At 72.2% G+C, this 21,661-nt stretch carries 18 protein-coding genes; 10 read left to right on the top strand and 8 right to left on the bottom strand.

Annotated features, from left to right (window positions below; genetic code table 11):
* The first annotated feature begins 13 nt into the window (after positions 1 to 13).
* From ABD705_RS00285 to ABD705_RS00250, 8 genes are read left to right on the top strand one after another with little or no spacing between them, the layout of a single operon-like run.
* On the top strand, positions 14 to 985 hold the full coding sequence (locus tag ABD705_RS00285) for an AAA family ATPase (RefSeq protein ID WP_344779346.1): 972 nt from the start codon (positions 14 to 16) through the stop codon (positions 983 to 985).
* Positions 985 to 2,244, top strand: coding sequence for a DUF58 domain-containing protein (locus ABD705_RS00280; protein WP_344779344.1), 1,260 nt, complete (start codon positions 985 to 987; stop codon positions 2,242 to 2,244). The genes ABD705_RS00285 and ABD705_RS00280 overlap by 1 nt, the downstream gene beginning before the upstream one ends.
* Positions 2,241 to 4,601: a transglutaminase-like domain-containing protein gene (locus tag ABD705_RS00275; RefSeq protein ID WP_344779342.1), complete on the top strand. Its 2,361-nt coding sequence runs from the start codon at positions 2,241 to 2,243 to the stop codon at positions 4,599 to 4,601. Before ABD705_RS00280 ends, ABD705_RS00275 begins: the two co-directional genes overlap by 4 nt.
* Positions 4,598 to 4,966 carry an FHA domain-containing protein gene (locus ABD705_RS00270; RefSeq protein ID WP_344779340.1) on the top strand — a complete coding sequence of 123 codons (369 nt, stop codon included), beginning with the start codon at positions 4,598 to 4,600 and terminating at the stop codon, positions 4,964 to 4,966. The genes ABD705_RS00275 and ABD705_RS00270 overlap by 4 nt, the downstream gene beginning before the upstream one ends.
* A complete protein-coding gene (locus ABD705_RS00265) occupies positions 4,963 to 5,832 on the top strand; it encodes a PP2C family protein-serine/threonine phosphatase (RefSeq protein WP_344779338.1) in 870 nt (289 codons plus the stop codon). Before ABD705_RS00270 ends, ABD705_RS00265 begins: the two co-directional genes overlap by 4 nt.
* Positions 5,832 to 7,040: an FHA domain-containing protein gene (locus tag ABD705_RS00260; RefSeq protein ID WP_344779336.1), complete on the top strand. Its 1,209-nt coding sequence runs from the start codon at positions 5,832 to 5,834 to the stop codon at positions 7,038 to 7,040. The genes ABD705_RS00265 and ABD705_RS00260 overlap by 1 nt, the downstream gene beginning before the upstream one ends.
* On the top strand, positions 7,037 to 8,746 hold the full coding sequence (locus tag ABD705_RS00255) for a serine/threonine-protein kinase (protein ID WP_344779334.1): 1,710 nt from the start codon (positions 7,037 to 7,039) through the stop codon (positions 8,744 to 8,746). Before ABD705_RS00260 ends, ABD705_RS00255 begins: the two co-directional genes overlap by 4 nt.
* Positions 8,734 to 9,456, top strand: coding sequence for a hypothetical protein (locus tag ABD705_RS00250; RefSeq protein WP_425562018.1), 723 nt, complete (start codon positions 8,734 to 8,736; stop codon positions 9,454 to 9,456). Before ABD705_RS00255 ends, ABD705_RS00250 begins: the two co-directional genes overlap by 13 nt.
* A gap of 11 nt (positions 9,457 to 9,467) precedes the next feature.
* Here ABD705_RS00250 and ABD705_RS00245 read toward each other — a convergent pair whose 3' ends face one another.
* Entirely contained in the window at positions 9,468 to 9,893 is a 426-nt protein-coding gene (locus ABD705_RS00245; protein WP_344779330.1) for a recombinase family protein, read from the bottom strand.
* A gap of 33 nt (positions 9,894 to 9,926) precedes the next feature.
* Positions 9,927 to 11,672: a cation:proton antiporter gene (locus tag ABD705_RS00240; RefSeq protein ID WP_344779328.1), complete on the bottom strand. Its 1,746-nt coding sequence runs from the start codon at positions 11,670 to 11,672 to the stop codon at positions 9,927 to 9,929.
* Between the two features lie 261 nt (positions 11,673 to 11,933).
* Here ABD705_RS00240 and pip point away from each other — a divergent pair, with 261 nt between their 5' ends.
* Positions 11,934 to 12,911, top strand: coding sequence for a prolyl aminopeptidase (gene pip, locus ABD705_RS00235; RefSeq protein ID WP_344779326.1), 978 nt, complete (start codon positions 11,934 to 11,936; stop codon positions 12,909 to 12,911).
* A gap of 18 nt (positions 12,912 to 12,929) precedes the next feature.
* Here the strand turns inward: pip and ABD705_RS00230 are convergent, their stop codons facing one another.
* The 6 genes from ABD705_RS00230 to ABD705_RS00205 all read right to left on the bottom strand — a co-directional run bounded on the left by ABD705_RS00230 (position 12,930) and on the right by ABD705_RS00205 (position 20,299).
* The gene (locus ABD705_RS00230; protein WP_344779324.1) at positions 12,930 to 14,555 is read right to left on the bottom strand and encodes a GMC family oxidoreductase; all 1,626 of its coding nucleotides are present in this window, start codon (positions 14,553 to 14,555) and stop codon (positions 12,930 to 12,932) included.
* A 13-nt stretch (positions 14,556 to 14,568) separates the two neighbouring features.
* Entirely contained in the window at positions 14,569 to 16,719 is a 2,151-nt protein-coding gene (locus ABD705_RS00225) for an aldehyde dehydrogenase family protein (protein WP_344779321.1), read from the bottom strand.
* 214 nt (positions 16,720 to 16,933) lie between these two features.
* Positions 16,934 to 18,187, bottom strand: a complete 1,254-nt coding sequence (locus ABD705_RS00220) for a kynureninase (protein WP_344779319.1) — start codon at positions 18,185 to 18,187, stop codon at positions 16,934 to 16,936.
* Complete coding sequence (locus tag ABD705_RS00215; RefSeq protein WP_344779317.1) at positions 18,177 to 19,148, bottom strand: hypothetical protein; 972 nt, start codon at positions 19,146 to 19,148, stop codon at positions 18,177 to 18,179. Before ABD705_RS00215 ends, ABD705_RS00220 begins: the two co-directional genes overlap by 11 nt.
* Position 19,149: 1 nt before the next feature.
* The gene (gene kynA, locus ABD705_RS00210) at positions 19,150 to 20,010 is read right to left on the bottom strand and encodes a tryptophan 2,3-dioxygenase (RefSeq protein WP_344779315.1); all 861 of its coding nucleotides are present in this window, start codon (positions 20,008 to 20,010) and stop codon (positions 19,150 to 19,152) included.
* Between the two features lie 28 nt (positions 20,011 to 20,038).
* Complete coding sequence (locus ABD705_RS00205; protein ID WP_344779313.1) at positions 20,039 to 20,299, bottom strand: glutaredoxin domain-containing protein; 261 nt, start codon at positions 20,297 to 20,299, stop codon at positions 20,039 to 20,041.
* A gap of 186 nt (positions 20,300 to 20,485) precedes the next feature.
* Between ABD705_RS00205 and ABD705_RS00200 the strand changes: the two genes are divergently transcribed.
* Positions 20,486 to 21,631: a glycosyltransferase gene (locus ABD705_RS00200; protein WP_344779311.1), complete on the top strand. Its 1,146-nt coding sequence runs from the start codon at positions 20,486 to 20,488 to the stop codon at positions 21,629 to 21,631.
* Positions 21,632 to 21,661: the final 30 nt, after the last annotated feature.

The raw sequence follows: 21,661 nt of genomic DNA, 5'->3' as shown, positions 1-21,661 counted from the left end.
AGGAACGACACCGATGACCATGACACCCGAGCAGGCAGCCTGGTTCCAGGGCACCTTCGCCCGCCTCGTCGACAACATCGACAAGGCGGTGATGGGCAAGCGCGAGGTCGTCGCCCTGGTGCTGTCGGCCATGCTGGCCGAGGGGCATGTGCTGCTGGAGGACGCTCCCGGCACCGGCAAGACGAGCCTCGCCAAGGCACTGGCCGCGACCGTGCAGGGCACCTCCAGCCGCATCCAGTTCACCCCCGACCTGCTCCCCTCGGACGTGACCGGCGTCACCATCTACGACCAGGGCACCCGCACCTTCGAGTTCCACCGCGGACCGGTGTTCGCCTCGATCGTGCTGGCCGACGAGATCAACCGCGCCTCGCCGAAGACGCAGTCGGCGCTGCTGGAGGTCATGGAGGAGTCCCGGGTGACCGTGGACGGCGCCGCGCACGAGGTCGGCCGCCCGTTCCTGGTCATCGCGACGCAGAATCCGATCGAGCAGGCCGGCACCTACAAGCTGCCTGAGGTGCAGCTGGACCGCTTCCTGATCAAGACGTCGATCGGCTACCCCGACATCGCCGTGGCCGAGCGGATCCTGGCCGGTGCGGCCGACCGCAACCCCGCCGCGCACCTGTCGCCGATCATCACGACCAGCGCCGTCGCCGACATGGCCGACCTGGCCGCGACCGTGCACGTCGAACAGGCCGTGCTGCGCTATGCCGCGCAACTGTCCGAGGCCAGCCGCACCGATCCGTCGTCCCGGCTGGGCGTCTCGGTGCGCGGATCGCTGTCGATGGTCCGGATGGCGAAGGTCTGGGCGGCCGCGCAGGGGCGGCACTACGTCATCCCGGAAGACATCAAGGCGCTCGCCGCCCCGGTGTGGACGCACCGGATCGTGCTCGACCCCGAGGCCGAGTTCGCCGGCCACACCGCCGAGACCATCATCACCCGCGTGCTGGAGAGCGTGCCCGCACCTCAGGCCAGATCCGCCGCCTGATGGCCTCCTCGACGATCAGCGCACCCGCGCGCACCGGGGCCGACCGCACGCCCTGGACGGCGGTCGCCCTCCGGGCGCGGTCCGCGGTGCGCGCGGGAGCACGCGAGACCGCTCGGGTGATCCGGCCCGTCACCTGGGTGCTGATCGCCGTGACGGCGGGACTGTGGATCGCCGGCGAGCTGCTGGGCTGGTGGGAGCTGGTGGTCGCGGCGGTGGTGCTGTCGGTCATCCTGGTCGTCTGCGCGCTGATGCTGATCGGCCGCACCGCCTACGAGATCGGCCTGGACCTGACCCGCGACCGGGTCGTGGTGGGCGAGCGCGCGGTCGGCGCGCTGACCCTGACCAATGCCGGCGGCCGCGCCATCCGGCCCTCTCGGGTCGTGCTGCCGGTCGGCGCCGGCCGGGGCGTCTTCGACGTGCCCCGGCTGGGCGCCGAGCAGTCCGTGGAAGAGCTGTTCGCCATCCCCACCTCACGCCGCGGCGTGCTGCCGGTCGGCCCGGTCAGCGTGGTGCGCGGCGATCCGCTCGGCCTGTTCGAGCGGGTGGCCCGCCGGGACGAGCCGGTGGACCTGTTCGTGCACCCGAAGACCGTCACCTTCGGCGGGCAGACCCTCGGGTTCATGCGCGACCTGGACGGCCTGCCCACCGCCGACCTCGCGCCCGACGACGTGTCCTTCCACGCTTTGCGCGAATACCAGCCCGGCGACGACCTGCGGCATGTGCACTGGCGCTCCACCGCGCGCACCGGGCAGATGATGGTGCGGCAGTACGAGCAGACGCGCCGCTCGCACTTCGTGATCGGCCTGTCCACCCTGGCCGCCGACTACCGGGTGCCCGACGAGTTCGAACTGGCGATTTCGGTGGCCGGATCCCTCGGCCTGCGGGCGCTGCGCGACTCGCGCCAGGTCGATGTGCACGTGCCCGGGCGCACGTTGCCGGCGGCCACCGGCAAACGGCTCCTCGACAGCCTCGCCGCGCTCGGCCACTCGCGCGCTCGCGACGGGCGCGTGGAAGACCTCGCCGGCGCCGTCGCCGCCGCGGTCCCGCTGGCCAGTGTGGTGGTGCTGGTGTGCGGGTCGAGCGTGGATGCCGCACGCCTGCGCGCCGCGTGCGCGCGGCTGCCGTTCGGCACCCGCGTGCTGGCCGTGCGGGCGCAGGACGGCGCAGCCCCCGCGATGAACCGGATCGGCGATGCGTCGGTGGTCACCGTCGGCGCCCTCGAGCAGGTGGCACCGGCACTGGCGAAGGTGCTCTCGTGAGCGGCAGCCTGCCCCGCCGCCGGTGGATCCTCGACATCGCGGCCACCGCACTCCTGCTGCTGGTGCCCGTGATCGGGTTCTGGCCGACCTTCGGCGGCCCCGGCTATCTGCTGCCCGCGCTCGGCGGCCTGGCACTGGGCATCGCGATCGCCGCCGTCGGCGCGCGGCTGCGCTGGGGCATCCTGATCGTGGCGGCCGTCACGATCGGCGCCTACTTCGTGCTCGGCACGGCCCTCGCCGCCCCGCAGAGCGCAATCGCCGGGGTCATCCCGAGCCTGCGCTCGCTGCAGAGCCTCGCGGCCGGCGTGATCACCTCTTGGAAGTCGCTGCTGACCACGGTCGCGCCGGTCGCGACAGCCGACGGCTTCGGCATCGTCCCGTTCCTGCTGCTGCTGACGGCGGGCGTGCTGACCGCCGGTCTCGCGCTGCGGCTGCGCCGACCCGGCTGGGCGCTGCTCCCGGCCGGGGCGACCCTGATCGTCCAGATCGCGCTGGGCACCTCGCGGCCGGCCGCCGCGGTCATCGAGGGCGTGCTGTTCGCCGTCGTCGTGGTGGTGTGGCTCGCCTTGCGTCAGGCCTGGCAGCCCGGCGCCGCCGTCATCTCCCTGGCCGAGACCGGCGCGGCTGCCGGCGCCGGCACCCGCCGCCGGGTCGTCGCGGGCGCCGGGATCATCGTGCTCGCGGTGCTCGCCGGCGTCGCCACGAGCGGTTTCTCGGCGCCGGCATCCCCGCGCTACGTGCTGCGCGACGTCGTGATCCCGCCGTTCGACATCCACGACTATGCGAGCCCGATGCAGTCGTTCCGACGGTACGTGCGCGATGACCGTTCGACCACGCTGTTCACCGTCACCGGCATGCCGCCGGGCGCACGCGTGCGCCTGGCCGTGATGGACGCGTACAGCGGCACGGTCTATAACGTGTCGGACACCGGATACGGCTCGTCCAGCGCGTTCTCGCCGGTGCGCGCGAACATGTCCGCCGGTGCCGTGGGCACCGCGGCGCGGGTGCGGGTGGACATCGGCGCGTTCACCGGGGTATGGATGCCCGAGGTCGGCGCCGTGCAGTCCGTCAGGTTCGCCGGCGCGCGCGCCGACCAGCTGGCCGCCGGCGCGCAGTACAACGACGCCACCTCGTCGGGGCTCGTGGCGGCGGGGCTGAACAAGGGCGACGCGTACGAGCTGACCACGGTCGTCGCGGCGCAGCCGACCGACAAGGCCCTGGCCAAGACACCCATCGCCCCGGTGAAGATCCCGGCGCAGCTCGGGGTGCCGGCGGAACTGGCCGTGATCGCCGGCAAGGCCACCGCCGAGGCGAAGACCCCGATCGAGCAGGTGCGCGAGCTGCAGAAGTACCTCGCCGACGGCGGCTTCTTCAGCCACGGGCTGGAAGGCGAGCCGTGGTCGCTGCCCGGCCATGGCGCCGCCCGCATCGCCGCGCTGCTGGGCTCGAAGCAGATGGTCGGCGACGATGAGCAGTACGCGACCGCGATGGCGCTGATGGCCGGCCAGCTCGGCATCCCCGCGCGGGTCGTGATGGGCTTCTACCCGGGGCCTGACGCAGCCGCCGGCGCCCGGTTCGCCGCCACCGGCGACGATTTGCACGCCTGGGTCGAGGTGCCGTTCACCGGCGTCGGCTGGGTCGCGTTCGACCCCACCCCGCCGAAGGACCACATCCCCACCGACCAGGCCACCAAGCCGCGCTCCGAGCCCAAGCCGCAGGTGCTGCAGCCGCCGCCGCCCGAGCAGCAGGCCGTCGACGCGCCGCCGACGGTGGCCGCCGATCACGGCAAGAAGAAGCCGGACCCGGCGGCCGCGAACGGCCTGATCGCCGTCCTGATCGCCACCGGCATCGGGGCCGGCGTGCTGGCCGTGCTGGCGTCTCCGCTGTTCATTATCGGTGCGCTGAAGGCCTCCCGGCGCAGACGGCGCCGTCAGGCGCCGCGGCCTGCGGACCGGATCAGCGGCGGCTGGGATGAGCTGATCGACCGCGCCGTCGACTACGGCACACCGGTGCAGCCCGGTCGCACGCGCGGCGAGGACGCCGCTGCCGTCAGTGCGGCCTTCGGCGGGCCCGCCGTGGCCGTGCTGGGCCGGGATGCCGACGCGCAGGTGTGGGGTCCGGGCGAAGCCAGCGACGCCGAGGTCGAGACGTTCTGGCAGCAGGTCGACTCGGTCGTGAAGGATGTCGGCCGGCAGCGCGGCTTCTGGCGCCGGCTCGGTGCGCGGCTGTCGCTGCGGTCGCTGCTGGCCGGCACCGCCGCGGCGACGTGGCTGCCGCGGCCGCGGGCACAGGCCGCGCCGGTCGAGCACGACGGCAGCGCGGCAACGGCCCGCCCCGCACCGAAGGAGAGCGCATGAGCACACTGCAGCTGTCTGCGCCCGGGCAGGCGCCCGGCCCGATGCCGGCCGCTCTGCTGGTGTGGGATGACGGCACCAGCGTCGCCGTGTACGGGCGTACGCTGTTCGGGCGAAATCCCGTCCGTGCCGACGGCGTGGTCGTCGTGGCGGTGCGGGACGAGACGCTCTCGCTGTCGAAGACGCATTTCGAGGTGGGCGGCGACGCCGAGGGCGCCTGGGTCATCGACCACGACTCCACCAACGGCGTCGTGCTCGTGCGCCGTGGTCGCCGGGCCACCCTGACGCCGGGGCAGCGCACCCCGGTGCGCCCGGGAGACCGGCTCGAGATCGGCGATCGCAGCGTGAGCGTGCAGGTGCCGGCATGAACGCCGAAAGCGCCCCCCGACGGGCATCGACCATCGCCGTGGTGTGCGGTGCGGCCAGCGACACCGGGCTGCGTCGCCGACTGAACGAAGACGCCTACCTCGCGGCATCCCCCCTCTTCCTGGTGGCCGACGGCATGGGCGGCCACCAGGCCGGCGAGGTCGCCAGCGCGACGGTCATCGCCGAGTTCGCCCAGCTCGTGGGCCGGCCGGCGGTCTCGATCGCCGAGCTGCGGGCGACGTTCGCCCGCGCCCGCGGCCTGGTCGACGACCTGCCCAGCGGCGCCGGAGCCGGAGCCGGGACGACCCTCACCGGCGTGGCGATCGCCGATGTGGACGGCGACGGCTACTGGCTGGCCGTCAACATCGGCGACTCGCGCACCTACCGGCTCAGCGACGGTGTGCTCGAGCAGATCAGCGTGGACCACTCCGTCGTGCAGGAGCTCATCGACAGCGGCGAGCTGGACCAGGCCCAGGCCTTCGGCGATGCGCGCCGCAACATGATCACCCGCGCCATCGGCGCCGGCAACGACGGCGAGCCCGACTACTGGCTGATCCCCGCCGAGGAGGGCGACCGCATCCTGGTGTGCTCCGACGGCCTCACCGGTGAGCTGGCGCCCGAGCGCATCGACCAGATCCTGCGCGAGGAGGGGCACCCGCAGGCCGCAGCCACCCGGCTGGTGCACGAGGCCATGCTGCACGGCGGTCGCGACAACATCACCGTGCTCGTCGTCGATGCGCTCAGCGTCGGCGACGGCGGGCACCACGCGCGCGACGGGCGCGGCACGCAGCCGGTGCGGCCCGATGACGACGAGCTGGATGCCGACACCCGGCCTCGCGAGCCGCGCCTGACCGAAGGAGCCCGCTGATGGTCACCCTGCGCTATGTCCCCGGACGCGCCCACCTGGTCGCCACCGCCGACACGGTGGTGCTGATCGATGCCGACATCCCCGCCGACCTGCTCGGCCGCATCTGGCGAGAAGTCGAGCACGGCCGCGGCATCGCGGCCGTGCTCGAGGCGCTCACCGGCGCCTTCGGCACGTCGCTGACCACGATCCCGCCGTTCCTGGTCGCGATCGCCGAGCCCGGCGGCGTGCGGTTCGCGGTGCGCGGCGACATCTCGATCACCGCGCTCGGCGGTCCGGAACCGGTGCAGATCAGCGGAACCGGCGTCACGACGTGGTCGGAGCAGGTGGTGCGCGCGGTGACCCGCACCGAGATCCGCATCGCCGCCGATGCCGCCGATGCCGCCGATGCCGCCGACCTGCCGCTGCGCGACGGCGTCGTGCGTGCCGGCGGCGCGGTGGTCGATTGGACTGCGCACGCGGACGCGCCGGTTCGCCCAGCCGCGGCGCCCGGCGTCGCGCAGCCGGATGCGCCATCCCGCCCGGCGCCGGCAGTCGAAGCGGCGCCTGCGGCCGCACCGCCGGCTCAGCCGCTCGAGGCGCCGCACCCTGCGGCGGGCGAGGGCCCTGCGCTGATCGATTCGTCCGCCGTGCTGACCCTCAGCGGTGCCGACACCTGGCTGCCGCAGCATACGGTGCTGCGCCCCGACTCCGACGCACCGGAGGTTGCGTCGGAGGAGGCGACCGATACAGTGGCATCCGTGCGCATCCGGGGGGATCACGATGGCGAGACCGTCACCGTCGCGCACGCGCGCGCGCTGCGCGACGGTCTCGGCACCAGCGCCGCCCCGGCCGGCGACGTCGAGCCGCTCGCGCCGCCCCGGCCTGCCGCGCCCGGAGCGCTGCGACTGTCCACCGGTCAGACCGTCCGGCTCGATCGCACCGTCGTGATCGGCCGCAGGCCCCGCTCCACCCGCGTGACCGGAACCGATCTGCCGCACCTGATCGCCGTCGACAGCCCCGACCAGGACATCTCGCGCAGTCATCTGGAAGTGCGCGTGGAAGGCGACAGCATTCTCGCCACCGATCTGAACACCACCAACGGCACGACGCTGCGACGCGTCGGCGCCGACCCGGTGCGGCTGCACCCGGGGGAGCGCAACGTGGTCGTGGTGGGCGACGTGCTCGATCTCGGGGACGGTGTCACCGTCACCGTCGTGGAGAACGCATGAGTCCTCGCCGCACACCGGCCGCCCCGCCCGACCTGCCCGGCTTCAGCTACGTCGAGCTGCTCGGGTCGGGCGGATTCGCCGACGTGTACCTGTATGAGCAGCAGCTGCCGCGCCGCCGGGTCGCGGTGAAGGTGCTGCTGACCGAGCGGATGTCGAGCGGGTCGGCGGCGGAGTTCACCGACGAGGCCAACGTGATGGCGATGCTGTCCACACATCCGGCGATCGTCACGATCTACCAGGCGGGCGTGGCCGGCGACGGCCGCCCGTATCTGGTGATGGAGTACTGTCCGAAGCCGAACCTGCAGGTGCGCTACCGGCGCGAGCCGTTCTCGGTCGCCGAGTCGCTGCGGGTGGGCGTGCAGGTCGCCGCCGCCGTCGAGACCGCGCACCGCGCCGGGGTGCTGCATCGCGACATCAAACCGGCGAACATCCTCGTCACCGAGTACAACCGGCCGGCGCTGACCGATTTCGGCATCGCCTCGACCACGACCGCCGCCGCCGAGTCGGCCGGGCTGTCGATTCCGTGGTCGCCCCCGGAGTCGTTCGCCGACACCCCGCACAGCGACGTCCGCTCGGACGTGTACGCGCTCGGTGCCACGGTCTACACGTTGCTGGCCGGCCGCTCGCCGTTCGAGCTGCCCGGCCAGCGCAACACCGCCGCCGACCTGATCGGGCGCATCGAGTCCACCGCCCTGCCGCCGTTGGGGCGAGCGGACACGCCGCTGTCGCTGCAGCAGGGCCTGGAACGGGCGATGGCCAAGCTCTCGGCCGCGCGGCAGCCGACGGCGCTGGAATTCGCGCGGATGCTGCAGAAGGTGCAGATCGAGCTGTCTCTGGCGGTCACCCCGATCGACATCCTCGACGACGGTGCGGCGGACGACCTCGTCGACGACGAGGACGACGGGCTCACCCGGGTGCGCGGTGTCGTGAGCATCGATCCGCAGACGGCGCCGGCCGCGGGCCTGACCCGCCCGGCGGATGTGACGGCGGCGGCGACAGACCCGACCCGGGCCCGCTCGATGCGGCCCGGCCCGACGGTGCCCGATCCGACCTCGGCTGCGCAGACCCGGCCGCGCAGCGGGTCGGTGCCGATGGCGCCGCCGCCGCCGGTCGCGCCGCCGACGTGGGCGTACCCCGATGCCGAGGTGCCCGATGACACCGTCATCCGCGCTGCCGCGCCGCCGCCGGAACCGGTATATGCCGAACCGGGCATCCAGTCGACCCGCGCGCGGATTCTGGACGTGCCGAACGCGGTGCCGGACGAGGCGCCGACGGCTGGGCGGCGCCCGAGGGCGGGGCTGTTCACCTGGATCGGCGCGGCCGTGGTCGTGGTCGCGCTGGTGGTCGTGGCCCTGGTCGCATTGCCGCAGCTGCTGGGCGATGCCGCGGCGCCGCAGAACACGGCATCCGCGGGGCCGCCCCAGCCCGTCGACCCGCTGCCTCCTGTGGTCGCATCGCCGACGAAGCTGCACGGCGCCGTGCAGGGGTCTGCGGTCGTGTGGACCTGGCAGAGCGCCGACACCGATGCCGACGGCGTGTTCCTGTGGCAGGACGTGTCGCGCCCCGATGCTCCGGGCAAGACGCAGCGGGTCGACCAGGCCACCGTGACGCAGCCGGTGGATGCGTCGGGCCGCACCTGCATCCAGGTGCGCACGCTGCGACCCGACGGCGCCAGTTCCGACCCCGTCACGGGCTGCGTCCCGTGACGGCCGAGGCTCTGCCGGTCACCGTCGAGTTCGCCGGCGAGCTGTTCCCGGTGCACCCGGGTGACGTGTTCACGGTCGGCCGTGAAGGCGACCTGGCCATCGAGGACAACCTGTTCCTGCACCGGCACTTCCTGTCCATCCACTGCGCGGACGGTCTCTGGCTGCTGTCCAACGTCGGATCACGGCTGGCGGCGACCGTGACCGATTCGGGCGGGCGTGTGCAGGCGTGGCTGGCGCCGGGGGCGCGGCTGCCGCTCGTGTTCGAGACGACGACGGTGGTCTTCAGCGCCGGCCCCACCACCTACGAGATCATCGTGCACGCCGCCGAACCTACGTTTCGCGAGGTCGCGCGATTCGACGACGACGCCGGGCAGAGCACGATCGGCGAGGTCCCGCTCACGCCGAGCCAGAAGGTGATGATCCTCGCCCTGGCCGAGCCCGTGCTGCGCCGCGAGGGCGCCGGCATGAGCGAGCTGCCCACCTCGGCGCAGGCGTCGGCACGACTGGGTTGGACACTGACCCGCTTCAATCGCAAGCTCGACAACGTGTGCGACAAGCTCGACCGGATGGGCGTGCCCGGCATGCGCGGCGGCGTGCGCTCCTATGCGACGGGACGGCGGGTGCGCCTGGTCGAGCACGCCATCTCGGCACGCCTGGTCACGCGCGAGGACCTGCCGCTGCTGGACGCCGAGGCCGCCCCCGACGACTGAGCCGGGTCGGCTCAGCGTCCCGCGTCGAACAGGTGCCGGCCATTGTGATCGAGCACCTTCACGACGACGCCGCGGCGGCGCAGTTCGGCGACCGTGCGGGTCTCCTCGTCGATGTCCCGGCCCAGCGCATGGATGCTGGCGACCACGAGCACGTCGCCGCGGCGCAGCGTGCCGAACAGTCGCACCAGGCGCTGTTCCCAGGACTCCATCGTCTCGGGGGCGGGATGGCGGAAGCCTTCGATCGGCACGCCGAACAGCGCCAGGTCGTCGCGCTGTTGCTTGATCGAGGGCATGTCTTCGCGGCCCACGACCAGGCCGACCAGTCGTGCCCCTTCGGGCCGCGCCTGCCACCAGTCGCGATCGCGCTGCAGCTGAACGAAGCACTCCGGACAGACGGCTGCGTCGTGCGGCAGCGGAAGCGGAGACGTGTGCGGCATGCCGCTATTGTCTCTCGTCCGGCCGGGAAGACGTCATTCGTCCTCCAACCGCAGCCGCAGGCTCAGCTCGTCGGCATCGAGCTCGGCCAGCGCGCGCCGCAGCATCGCAGTGCCGAAGGTGCCCTCGTGCGAGAGGTCGTGCAGCCGGTGGCGCATGGCAGCGATGGCGATCAGGCGCAGCTCGAGCCGGTCGCGGTGCGCATTCGACTGGTCGTCGTCGGGCGGATCGGTCAGGTGCTCGCCCAACCGGTCCGCCAGTCCCTCGGTGAATGCGGTGCCGTCGCGGCGCGCGAGGCCCTCCGATCCGAGGGCGGATGCCGCGGCCTGCCGCAGCTCGCCGTCCAGGCGCGCCTTCTCGGTGCGGTCGACGCTCTCATCGCCGGTGCCGCCGATCTTCAGGATGCGCACCACCGCCGGCAGTGTGAAGCCCTGCAGCATCAGGCTGACCAGCGCCACCAGGAACGCGACGAACACCAGCAGCGCACGATGCTCGATGCCCTCCCGGGGCAGCGTCTGAGCCGCCGCCAGGGTCACGACGCCCCGCATCCCCGCCCAGACGATGATCGAGCCGTGCCGTGCGCCCAGCGGCGTCGCCTGGTAGTAGTCGATGTCAGCGAGGCCCCGGGCCACGCGGCCGCGCATCGCGTCCAGCCAGCGCTGCGGGTCGGCGACGCGGCGCGGGCCGCGGTGCGCCCGTGTGGGCAGCGAGATGCGGCCGTCGGCGACGGCATCCAGCCGGTCGCCCAGGTGCTCCAGTCGGGCGCGGTTCATCCGCCGTGCGCGGCGTCCCTGCCCCCAGACGACGAGCGACACGTATCCGGCGCGCACGGCCAGCACGATGCCCAGCGCCGACAGCGCCAGCCAGGTGCCGTGCCACAGACCGGAGCTGTCGATGAGGTTCTGCGTGACGATGTCGCGCAGCTCCAGGCCCATGATCAGGAAGACCGCGCCCTCGAGCACCAGCTCCACGGTGCGCCAGTTCAGGGTGTCGCTCAGCCGCTCCTCGGGGGTGAGGCGCCGGGGCGCGCCCTGCCCGGTCACGATGCCGGCCACGACGGCGGCGACCAGGCCCGAGCCGCCCAGCTGCTCGGTCGGCAGATAGGCCAGGAACGGCACCGCGAAGCTGATGGCGGTGCCTGCCGCTGAATTGCGCACCCAGTGCCGCGCGCGCAGCAGCAGCCATCCGACCACCGCGCCGACTGCGATCGCGATCAGCACGCCCCAGGCGAACGCGCCGACCGCCCCCCACAGCGAGAAGCCGGCGGCGATGGCGGCGATCGCGGTGCGCAGCAGCACCAGGGCGGTCGCGTCATTGAGCAGGCTCTCGCCCTCGAGCATCGTGACCACGCGCGGCGAGATGCCCAGGCGCTTGACGATGGAGGTGGCGACGGCGTCGGTGGGGCTCAGGATCGCACCCAGGGCGATGCCCAGCGGCAGGCCGACGCTCGGGATCACGAGCCAGAAGAACACCCCCAGCACGAGTGCGCTGACCACGACGAGCACGACCGAGAGCCCGGCGATCGGAGCGAAGTCGCGACGGAACTCGATGGCCGGCAGGCTCACCGCAGCCGAGTACAGCAACGGCGGCAGCACGCCGATGAGGATCCACTCCGGCGCGATCGGTGGAACATCCACGAACGGCAGCAGCGCGATGCCGCCGCCGACGGCCACCAGCAGCAGCGGTCCGGCGACGCCCAGCCGCCGGGCGAGCCCGTTGATCAGGGCGATGAGCACTACCGCGAAGACGGCGATCAGCAGCGTCAGCAGTGCCTGATCCATCAGTGCCCTTCCGTGCTGACCGCTCAGGCGCATCCCGGCCGCATCCCCCGACGGCTACCCGAACTCATCCTCTCTCGAGAATCAGCATCCCGACCGAGACCTTGTGCGACGCCCTGAGTCTCGGCCAGAATACTGATTCTCGCGGGTCGGCGGCAATGCCGGGCCTTCGGGGCGCGGCGCCAGGATCCCCGCGCCGGCGGCGATCACCGGGTAGCGTGAACGCATGACGTTCAAAGAATATGCGGACGTCGGGGGGAAGCTGTGAGTGGTCTGACACATCTTGACGACATTCTGTATCCGTCGATCGAGCCGTACGGCGACGGGATGCTGGTGGTCGGCGACGGCCACCGGGTGTATTGGGAGCAGAGCGGAAACCCCGACGGCAAACCGGTGATCTTTCTGCACGGTGGCCCGGGCGGCGGCACGGCGCCCTGGCATCGGCGCTTCTTCGACCCGGAGAGGTACCGGATCGTGCTGATGGACCAGCGCGGCAGCGGCCGATCGACGCCGCACGCCTCCGCGCCCGACGCCGACCTGAGCCGCAACACGACCTGGCACCTGGTCGCCGACATCGAGCTGCTGCGCAAGAACCTCGGCATCGCCGCGTGGCAGGTCTTCGGGGGATCATGGGGCAGCACGCTGGCGCTGGCCTATGCGCAGGCGCACCCGCACGTGGTCACCGAGCTGGTGCTGCGCGGCATCTTCACGCTGCGCTCCCACGAGCTGGAATGGTTCTACGAGGGCGGCGCCGCAGTGCTGTTCCCCGACCTGTGGGAGGACTTCCTCGCGCCGATCCCGGTGCTTGAGCGATCGCGGCTGATCGAGGCGTACCACCGGCGGCTGTCCGACCCGGACCCCGCCGTGCACGTGCCGGCGGCCCTGGCCTGGACGCGCTGGGAGGCGGCCACGGTGTCGCTGCTGCCCGATCCGCAGCGGGTCGACGAAGCCAGCCGGTCCGAGCACGCCGTGGCGTTCGCCCGCATCGAGAACCATTACTTCGTGCACGGCGGGTGGCTGCGGGAGGGTCAGCTGATCGAAGACGCCGGCGTCCTGGCCGAGATCCCCGCGGTGATCGTGCAGGGCCGTTACGACGTCTGCACCCCGATCATGACGGCGTGGGACCTGCACCGTGCGTGGCCGCAGGCGCAGCTGCAGGTCGTGCCCGATGCCGGGCATGCGGCATCCGAGCCCGGCATCGCCCGCGCGCTGCGCGCCGCCACCGACCGCTTCGCGGCCTGACCACTCCGGCGCTGCCGGTCAGCGGCCGCGGATCAGGTCTGCCGCGACCTCGCCGATCACGATCGACGGGGCGTTGGTGTGCCCGCGGATGATGGTCGGCATGACGGATGCATCGGCCACGCGCAGTCCGCGCACTCCGCGCACGCGCAACCGGGGGTCGACGACGGATGCCGTGTCCTGCCCCATCCGTGCGGTGCCCACCGGGTGGTACAGGGTGTGCGAATAGCGGCGCAGCGACAGCTCGTCCCGCTCGTCGGCGCTCATCGACCCGGCGTCCTCCGGCTGCACCCATCCGCCGGTGAGCACCGCACGAAGCGCCGGGGTGTCGATCAGCCGCTCGCAGACGGCGAGTCCGGCGCGCATCGTGCGCGCGTCCGCACCGTCCGGGTCGGAGAGGTAGGCCGGGTCGATCAGCGGCGCCCGGGCCGGGTCGGCCGAGGCCAGCCGGATCGTGCCACGGCTGCGCGGCTGGATCAGGATCGCACCGACCGTGAGCCCCTCCGCCGGCAGCGGCACGAGGCCTTCGCCGACATACGGGGCCGCCGCGAAGATGATCTCGATGTCGGGCAGGTCGTCGGGCGCCCCGACTTCGTCGGCGACGCCGGTGCGCACGAAGCCGTACGCCTCGGCGACGTTGGAGGTCAGCATCCCCCTGCGCCGGGTCAGGTAGGCGACCAGCTGCGCCGGCTTCTCGGCGGTGTACAGCGTGCCGCCGACCGCGGCGGGGGCGAGCCCCGCGACGAGGTGGTCCTGCAGGTTCGTGCCGACGTCGGGCGCGTCCACGCGCACCGTGATGCCGTGCTCGGCCAGGTGGGCCGCCGGCCCGATGCCCGAGAGCATGAGCAGTTGCGGCGTGTTGATCGCCCCGCCGCAGAGGATCACCTCGCGGTGCGCGAGGGCCTGCCGGGTCACGCCGTCGATGTCGACATAGACGCCCGTCGCCCGCGGCGTCTGCGCGTCGGCGCCCTCTGCGAACGTGACCCGTCGCACCAGCGCGCCGGTGATCACTCGCAGGTTGCGCCGGCGGCGGGCCGGGCGCAGATACGCGTCGGCGGTGGATGCCCGTGCCCCACGGTGGTGCGTCACCATGGTCTGCGAGAAGCCCTGCCCGTCGGGCAGGTTCGGCGCCGTGACCGGGTAGCCGGCCTCTGCGGCGGCGGCCAGGAACGCGGCGGTGTGCGGCCGCGGGTCGCGCTGATGCTCGACCGGCTGCGCGCCGTCGGTGCCCTGTGTGGGGTCGGCCGGGTCTGCGGTGCATTCCACCCGCAGGAAGTACGGCACCAGGGACTCCCACGACCATGCCGGTCCGGCGGCATCCGCCCACGCGTCGTAGTCGGCGCGGAAGCCGCGCACCCACATCATCGCGTTCAGCGACGACGACCCGCCGAGCGTCTTGCCGCGCGGCCAGTACACCGTGCGGCCTTCGAGCTGCGGCTGCGGCACGGTGTCGTAGTTCCAGTCGTAGCCACCGCGGAACAGCTTCGAGAACGCCGCCGGGATGTGCAGCTCGAGCGCCTTGTCGGGTCCGCCGGCCTCCAACAGCAGCACCGAGGTGGTGGGGTTCTCGGACAGTCGGGCGGCCAGGGCCGCTCCGGCGGATCCGGCGCCGACGATCACGTAGTCGGCTTCGAGGGCGTCTGTCATGGTGCTCCGTCGGTCAGGATCGCATGGCCCGGGTCAGGGTGGCCAACAGGCGCGGCACGCTGTGGTCCATGTACCAGCGGGTCAGGCCCTCGGCGACGAGGGTGCTGGTGCGCGAGTCGACGAACCACGGCGGCTTGGGCAGCACCGAGAACCGGTTCTTGCCGCCGAGTGATCGCGGGAACGGCCGGAACGGGCCGCGCAGCACCGAGCGCTCCACGCCGGCCAGCAGCAGCGAGTTGTGCACGACGCCCACGCCGCTGGCGACGTCCTGCACGGTCGCACCCGGGTAGGCGCCCCACGACAGGATCGGGGTGGCGAACAAGACACCGGTCCACCCGTTGATCGCGATGCCGCCGTAGCGCAGCTCGGCGATCGCCCGGTCGAATCCGTCGCCCAGCACCGCCTCGGTGGCCGGGTCGATCAGCACGTTCGCGCCGAGCGTTCCGGCCAGCTTCTCGTTGGCGTGCGCGACGGCGGCGTCGAGGAACTCCTGGCCGTTGCCGGCCAGTTCGACCACGCCCAGCACCGGGGCGAAGTACTCGGTGGTCTCCAGAGCGGTCGCATCCGCGCCGGCGCCGATGTCGATCAGCGCCCGGGTGCCGTCGGCGCTCCATGCGGCATCCGGATAATCGGCGCGTGCGCGCGCCAGTTTCTCGTCGCTGCGCGGGTACCAGACCGGCCGACGCGGCGCCGCGGTGTAGGCGGACCGCAGCGCCGCCAGGAACGCCTCGCGCTGCGGCCAGTCCGCGCCCACGATCACGACCTGGCCGGCGATGCAGTTGTGCCCGCTGTTGTGCAGGCGCATGGTCGCGATGTGCGACGCCTGATAGGCCAGGTCGTCGTCGGTCCACTCACCGGGCACCACGATGATCGGGGCGACTCCGCCCAGCTCGGCGGTGATCGGGACGGTCAGCTTCGGGTCGTCGGCCTTCTTGCGACGCGTCGCCTCGACGCCGGTGCCCCACACGATCGCGTCGAACGTGGTCGTCGAGCCGGTGATGTGGATGTGCTCGAAGGCCGGATGCCGGGTCAGATAGGCACCGACGTCCCCGCCCCCGCGCACGATGCGCAGGAAGCCCGGCTCGATCAGCGGGGCGAGCACCCGCTCGTACACCGGCACGAGGTCGTCCTGTGTAGGGCCCACCTTCAGCACCGACACGCGGTTGGCCGCCAGCAGCTCGTAGAGCACGTCCAGCAGCGGGATCGAGGTGATGTTGCCGGCGCCCAGCACGAGCCCGGCCGTCGCCCGAGCGGACCGATCGCGCTGACCGAGCCCCGCCTCGAGGCGGGCCTCGGCCAGCGTGTAGCCGGGCTGCATCCACACCTCGCCGGTGAAGCCGGACAGCAGCAGAGAATCCATCCGCGTTGCAGGGAACACGTGCGCGCGCAGCCGCCGGCCCGGTACCAGGTCGGTGCGCACACCGTCGAGCGGGCTCTTGCCGGCGGCGAGGGTGCGCAGCGTGGCGATGTAGCCGTCCAGGGCGCCGAGCAGGGAGTAGGGGCCGGACAGCCATTCCTCGCCGACCAGCGGGTGGGACTCGTTCAGCCCCTTCGACCGTGCTGCCGTGATCGCCCATTCCTCGGCCGAAGCCACGACTGCCGCGCGGACGCGTTCGAGCAGCCGGATGCGCTGCTCGCCGGTGAGACTGCTCCAGGCGCGCGCGCCGTCCTGCACCTGGGCGATCGCCGCATCCAGCGGCTCGCGGATGGCGTCCGGGAGGGTGTCGGCGGGTTCGGTCGCTGCCGCCTCGGCGACCCGCGGCTTCGGCGTGGTCTTGCGCTTCGGGGCCGTCGTCTCCGCGGTCTCGGGCTTCGCCGCGGTCGCCGTGGCGGATGCCTTCGAGGGAGCAGCCTTCGAAGTCGCGGGCGGTGCCGCCTTCGCCGCCGCCATTGGCTTCGGGGCCGCCTTTGGTAGCGCCTTCGGCTTGGTGGCAGATGCCTTCCGGGGAGCGGCCTTCGCCGCGGTGGCAGATGCCTTCGAGGGAGCAGCCTTCGGCTTGGCTGCGGGTGTGGGCTTGGCCGCGGTCTCGGGCTTCGCGGTGGCCTGCGAGTCGGCCTTCGTGCTCGCTGCCGTCCTGGCCTCGGTCTCCGGCTGGGCCGCAGCCGGAGCACTCCCACGGCTCTTCTTCGCGGGCGGTGTCGGGCTGGTGGCAGGTGTCGTCACGACGCTCTCCTTCGTGCGGCGGGTTTTCAGTCTACGCGTGGGACTCAGTGGCACGGCCACTGCGACCGGATGTCAGACTCCGGTGTCGCCTGGCTGCCCCGCCCGGCGGGCGGAACTCCTCCGAAACCGACGGTTGTGGCCTCCAGAGCCCGCGCCAGGCCCACTCCGGGCGCGGATGGGAGGAGTTCTGCCCGCCGCGGGCCGCGGCTACATATCAGCCGAGCTCGCGCAGCGCCTCGGCGACGCGTTGCAGGCCGGTCGCGACCTCGGCGAACGACGTCGACAGCGGCGACAGACCGATCCGCAGCCCGTCGGGGTCGCGGTAGTCCGGGATCACATCCTGCGCCCACAGCCGCGCGGTCACCGCGCGCATCGCCGGGTGCGCCAGCGTGACGTGCCCGCCCCGCCGCGCACAGTCCCGGGGCGAGGCGACCCGCACCCCGAGCGGTGCCAGCCAGGCATCGGCCAGCCTGATCGCGAACTCGGTCAGAGCCACCGACTTCGCCCGGATCGCACTGATGCCGACCTGCTCGATCAGTGCCAGCGCGTCGCGCAGCGGCAGCATGCCGGTGATCGGCGGCGTGCCCGACAGGAACCGGCGCGCGTCCGACGCCGGCGCGTACTCCGGGGCCATCGCGAACACGTCCGCGGCGCCCATCCAGCCGTGGATGGGCTGATCCAGCACACCGAGGTGGCGGCGCGCGACATAGGCGAACGCCGGTGCGCCGGGCCCGCCGTTCAGGTATTTGTAGGTGCAGCCGACGGCCAGGTCGAACTGCCACGCGTCGGCGTCGACGGGCGCCGCGCCCACCGAATGGCACAGGTCCCACACGATCAGGGCGCCGGCGTCATGAGCGATCCGGGTCAGGTCCGCCGCGTCGGCCAGGTATCCGGAGCGGTAGGCGATGTGGCTCAGCAGCACCACTGCGGTCTGCCCGCCGACCGCAGCCCGCAGCGCATCGGCGGTGACGCCGGCGTCCGGGTCGGCCTCGATCCAGCGCACCTGCCCGCCGCGCTCAGCCGCGATGGACTCGACCAGGTACCGGTCGGTGGGAAAGTTGTCGCGGTCCACGACGATCTGCACCCGCGCCGGGTCGCTCCCATGCACCGCGTCGAACGCCGCGCGCAGCAGCTTGTACAGCAGCACCGTGGTCGAATCGCCGATCACGGTCTGCCCGGGCTCGGCGCCGAGGCACACCCGGCCCAGCTGGTCGCCGAGTGTCACCGGCAGCGACATCCACTCTTCATCCCAGCCGCGGATCAGCCGCCCGCCCCACTCGTCGCGCACGAAGGCGGCGGCGCCGTCGACGCTCGCGCGCAGCGGCCGGCCCAGCGAATTGCCGTCGAAGTACACGAGCGGCGTCTGCGCGCCGACGAACGCGTCCCGGTGCGCCCGCAGCGGGTCGGCGGCGTCGAGGGCGGATGCCTCGGCCGGCCCGTCGGCGGCGGGCAGCGCCTCACTCGCCATCCGTGATCAGCTCCTCCGCCGGCACGACGACGGCGCCGCCCAGCCACGCGGCGATGCCGTCCGGGCCTTTCGGAGGCGGCCCGGGCACGAACGTGGCCACGCCGGTCTCGGGCTCGGGCCGCGGCCAGGGGTCGGTGAGCGTCGCGATCAGCGCCGGCCCGCGCACCCCTGCCGTGTGCAGCGCGTGCAGCTCGGCGACGTCCAGGGCGCTCGGTCGGTTGCCGTTGCCGAGGTCGGTGCCGTACAGCACCCGTCCGCCGGCGGCCGTGAACGCGGTCACGTTCGAGATCGCGATCGCCGGGTCGGCGTGGATGGCCAGCGTCGAGATCCAGCGCTGCCCGGCGCCGACCGCCCGGGCGATGAGCTCCTCGTCCAGCGGCTCGGAGAACGGCGCATGGGCGAGCAGATCGATCCCGGCATCCAGAGCGAGTCGGGTCATCCCGTCGCCTTCCACATGGGCGATCACCGGCAGCGAGCGACCGTGCGCGGCGTCGACCACCGCCTGCAGCGTCGCGATGTCGAACACCGGTCCGACGGCCCGGTTCAGCGCGATTTTGACGACGGATGCCCCGGCATCGGCCATCTCGTCGACGAGGGTGCGCGCGCCGCCCGAGGCGCCCGGCGCGTTCGACGGCGACGTCACGATGCGCATGATCTGCGGGGGCGCCCAGGACTCGAACGAGGGGTAGCCGCCCGGCACGGTCAGGAACGCGCCGGCATATGCCACATGCGGAATGCCATCCTTCGGGTGCCGTGCGAAGAAGGCGGGGTCGCCGCCCAGGTCGACGACGGCGGCGACGCCGTGCGCGGGCAGCGCGTGCTCGTCCACCAGATGCAGGTGCACGTGGTGGTCGGTGAATGCCGCCAGGGCGGTGCCGACGTCGCCGGTCTGTCCGCGTCGGCAGAAGCGGGCGGTGCGGCCGAGCAGCGCCTGCAGCGCCTCGGCGTCGGGGTGGCTCATCTCAGCGTCCGATCTCGGTGCGCACCGCGTACAGCTCGGGGAAGAAGGTCAGATCCAGCGCGCGTTTGAGGAAGTCGACGCCGCTGGAGCCGCCGGTGCCGCGCTTGTGCCCGATGATGCGCTCGACGGTCTTCACGTGGCGGAACCGCCAGAGCTGGAAGTTGTCCTCCAGGTCGACGAGCTCCTCGCACGTCTCGTAGGCGCCCCAGTGCGCGGCCGGGTCGGCGTAGATCGCGCCGAAGACGGGCACGAGCTCGGCGGTGAACCGCCACGGCTCGGTGACATCGCGCTCCAGCACCGCGGCGGGCACGGCGTGGCCGCGGCGGGCCAGCAGCCGCAGGAACTCGTCGTACAGGCTCGGCGCTTCCAGCGCCCGCCGCACGAGCGCCAGGCTCGCCGGATCGGACGCGAACACCCTCAGCATCCCGGCGTGCTTGTTGCCGAGGGTGAACTCGACGGCGCGGTACTGCGCGGACTGGAATCCGCTGGCGTTGCCCAGCACGCCGCGGAACTGGGCGTACTCGGTCGGGGTCAGGGTCGCCAGCACCGACCACTGGTCGGTGATCGACTTCTGGATGTGCTTGACCCGCGCGACGCACTTCAGCGCCGGGGCCAGCTCGTCCGCGCGCAGCAGCGCGCACGCGGCCTCAAGCTCATGCAGGATCAGTTTCAGCCACAGCTCGGTGGTCTGATGCTGCACGATGAACAGCAGCTCGTCGTGGTGCTCCGGGTTGCTGAGCGGATGCTGCGCGTCCAGCAGCGTGCTCAGCTGCAGATATCCGCTGTAGGTCATCCGATCTTCGAAGTCGGTGACCACCGACTCCTCGATCGTCCGGGTATTGCCCTCGACGCCGTCGTCCACGCTGACAGCCTACTCAGGCCGTCCGGTCTCAGATCAGTGCGAGCTCGCGCAGCTTGGACTCGACATCCGCGTTGGACGGCTCGACCTGGTGCGAGGCATCCGGGTAGACCACGACAGGGATGTTCGTGCGGCCGGAGATGTCGCGCGCCACGTCGGCCGCGGCTGGGTCGGCCTCGAGGTCGACGTACGTGTAGGCGACACCCAGCGAGTCCAGCTGCTTCTTCGTGCGGCGGCAGTCGCCGCACCAGGCGGCGCCGAACATCGTGATGGTGTCAGTTGAAGTCGTCATGCCTCTATTGTCCCAGCCCGCAGCTGTGACGTCGCCGGATGCCGCGGCCCGCGTCGGAGCCTATGGAGGCTGAGACGGTATAAGCGATCGCTGTGCATTCGCCATCGTCGCCGTGCGATACCCGGCCGGGCATGGGACGATGGATGCTGGTGCGCTGCCCGCGCGCCGCCCAGAACCGGAAGACCCATGCAGCTGTCGATCATCGTCCCGACGTACAACGAGGCGCCCAACGTGACCGAGCTCGTGCGTCGCATCGCCGCGGCGATGACGGGCGTGGACGCCGAGATCGTCTTCGTCGACGACAGCACGGATGCCACCGCCGACGTGGTGCACGAGGTCGCGGCATCCGCCCCGCTGCCGGTGCGACTGATCCATCGCGACGTGGCGACCGGGGGACTGGGCGGTGCGGTGGTCGAGGGCATGCGCGCGGCGCAGAACGACCTGTGCCTGGTGATGGACGGCGACCTGCAGCATCCGCCGGAGGACATCCCGATCCTGCTGCGCCGGTTCGCGGCCGGCGACGTCGATCTGGTGGCGGCATCCCGCTATCTGCACGACGGGTCGGCGCAGGGGCTGGCCGATCGCACCCGGGTGCTCGTGTCGCGGGCGTCGACGATGATCACCAAGGCGATGTTCCCGATCCGACTGCGCGACGTGTCCGACCCGATGACCGGCTTCTTCCTGCTGGATCGGCGTGCCGTGGACTATGCGGGGCTGAAGCCGCGCGGCTTCAAGATCCTGCTCGAGATCCTGGCCCGCAAGAGCCTGCGCGTGGCCGAGGTGCCGTTCCGGTTCGCCGACCGGTTCGCCGGCGAGTCGAAGGCATCATTTCGGCAAGGCGTGAACTTCCTGGTGCAGCTGACCGGCCTGCGGTTCGGCAAGATGTCGCTGTTCGCCATCATCGGCGGCCTCGGCGCGATCGCGAACCTCGCCATCATGTGGGCGCTGATCGAGCTGGGCATGCACTACATCCCGGCGGCGATCATCGGCGCCGAAGTGACCATCATCGGCAACTTCATCCTGCAGGAGCGCTTCGTCTTCCAGGACATGAAGGGTGAGGCATCCGGCATCTGGTCGCGATTCGCGAAGTCGGTGGGGTTCAACAACGGCGAGGCGCTGGTGCGCATCCCGGTGATCGCGCTGCTGGTGAACACCTGGCACCTGTCGAGCATCATCGCGGCGGCCATCACGCTGGTGCTGGCGTTCATCGTGCGCTTCATGTTCCACTCGCTGGTGGTCTATGCGCCGCGCAAGGCCGGCGCGAAGACGTCGACCGCACGCGAGGTCGCCGAGCAGCTCGATTCGCAGGCCGTCTCACCGGGAGAGCTGTAGGCGGTCGCTGCCGGTCGCCCGGCGCAGCGG

Source organism: Microbacterium kribbense, from assembly GCF_039537285.1.
Taxonomy (GTDB): domain Bacteria; phylum Actinomycetota; class Actinomycetes; order Actinomycetales; family Microbacteriaceae; genus Microbacterium; species Microbacterium kribbense.
This window is presented reverse-complemented; position numbering and strand designations above follow the sequence as displayed.

Bases quoted from the DNA above. Each gene is read 5' to 3' on its own strand.
- ABD705_RS00285 (WP_344779346.1), top strand. From the start codon at position 14: ATGACCATGACACCCGAGCAGGCAGCCTGGTTCCAGGGCACCTTCGCC.
- ABD705_RS00280 (WP_344779344.1), top strand. From the start codon at position 985: ATGGCCTCCTCGACGATCAGCGCACCCGCGCGCACCGGGGCCGACCGC.
- ABD705_RS00270 (WP_344779340.1), top strand. From the start codon at position 4,598: ATGAGCACACTGCAGCTGTCTGCGCCCGGGCAGGCGCCCGGCCCGATG.
- ABD705_RS00265 (WP_344779338.1), top strand. From the start codon at position 4,963: ATGAACGCCGAAAGCGCCCCCCGACGGGCATCGACCATCGCCGTGGTG.
- ABD705_RS00260 (WP_344779336.1), top strand. From the start codon at position 5,832: ATGGTCACCCTGCGCTATGTCCCCGGACGCGCCCACCTGGTCGCCACC.
- ABD705_RS00255 (WP_344779334.1), top strand. From the start codon at position 7,037: ATGAGTCCTCGCCGCACACCGGCCGCCCCGCCCGACCTGCCCGGCTTC.
- ABD705_RS00245 (WP_344779330.1), bottom strand. From the start codon at position 9,893: ATGCCGCACACGTCTCCGCTTCCGCTGCCGCACGACGCAGCCGTCTGT.
- ABD705_RS00240 (WP_344779328.1), bottom strand. From the start codon at position 11,672: ATGGATCAGGCACTGCTGACGCTGCTGATCGCCGTCTTCGCGGTAGTG.
- ABD705_RS00230 (WP_344779324.1), bottom strand. From the start codon at position 14,555: ATGACAGACGCCCTCGAAGCCGACTACGTGATCGTCGGCGCCGGATCC.
- ABD705_RS00220 (WP_344779319.1), bottom strand. From the start codon at position 18,187: ATGGCGAGTGAGGCGCTGCCCGCCGCCGACGGGCCGGCCGAGGCATCC.
- ABD705_RS00215 (WP_344779317.1), bottom strand. From the start codon at position 19,148: ATGAGCCACCCCGACGCCGAGGCGCTGCAGGCGCTGCTCGGCCGCACC.
- ABD705_RS00205 (WP_344779313.1), bottom strand. From the start codon at position 20,299: ATGACGACTTCAACTGACACCATCACGATGTTCGGCGCCGCCTGGTGC.
- ABD705_RS00200 (WP_344779311.1), top strand. From the start codon at position 20,486: ATGCAGCTGTCGATCATCGTCCCGACGTACAACGAGGCGCCCAACGTG.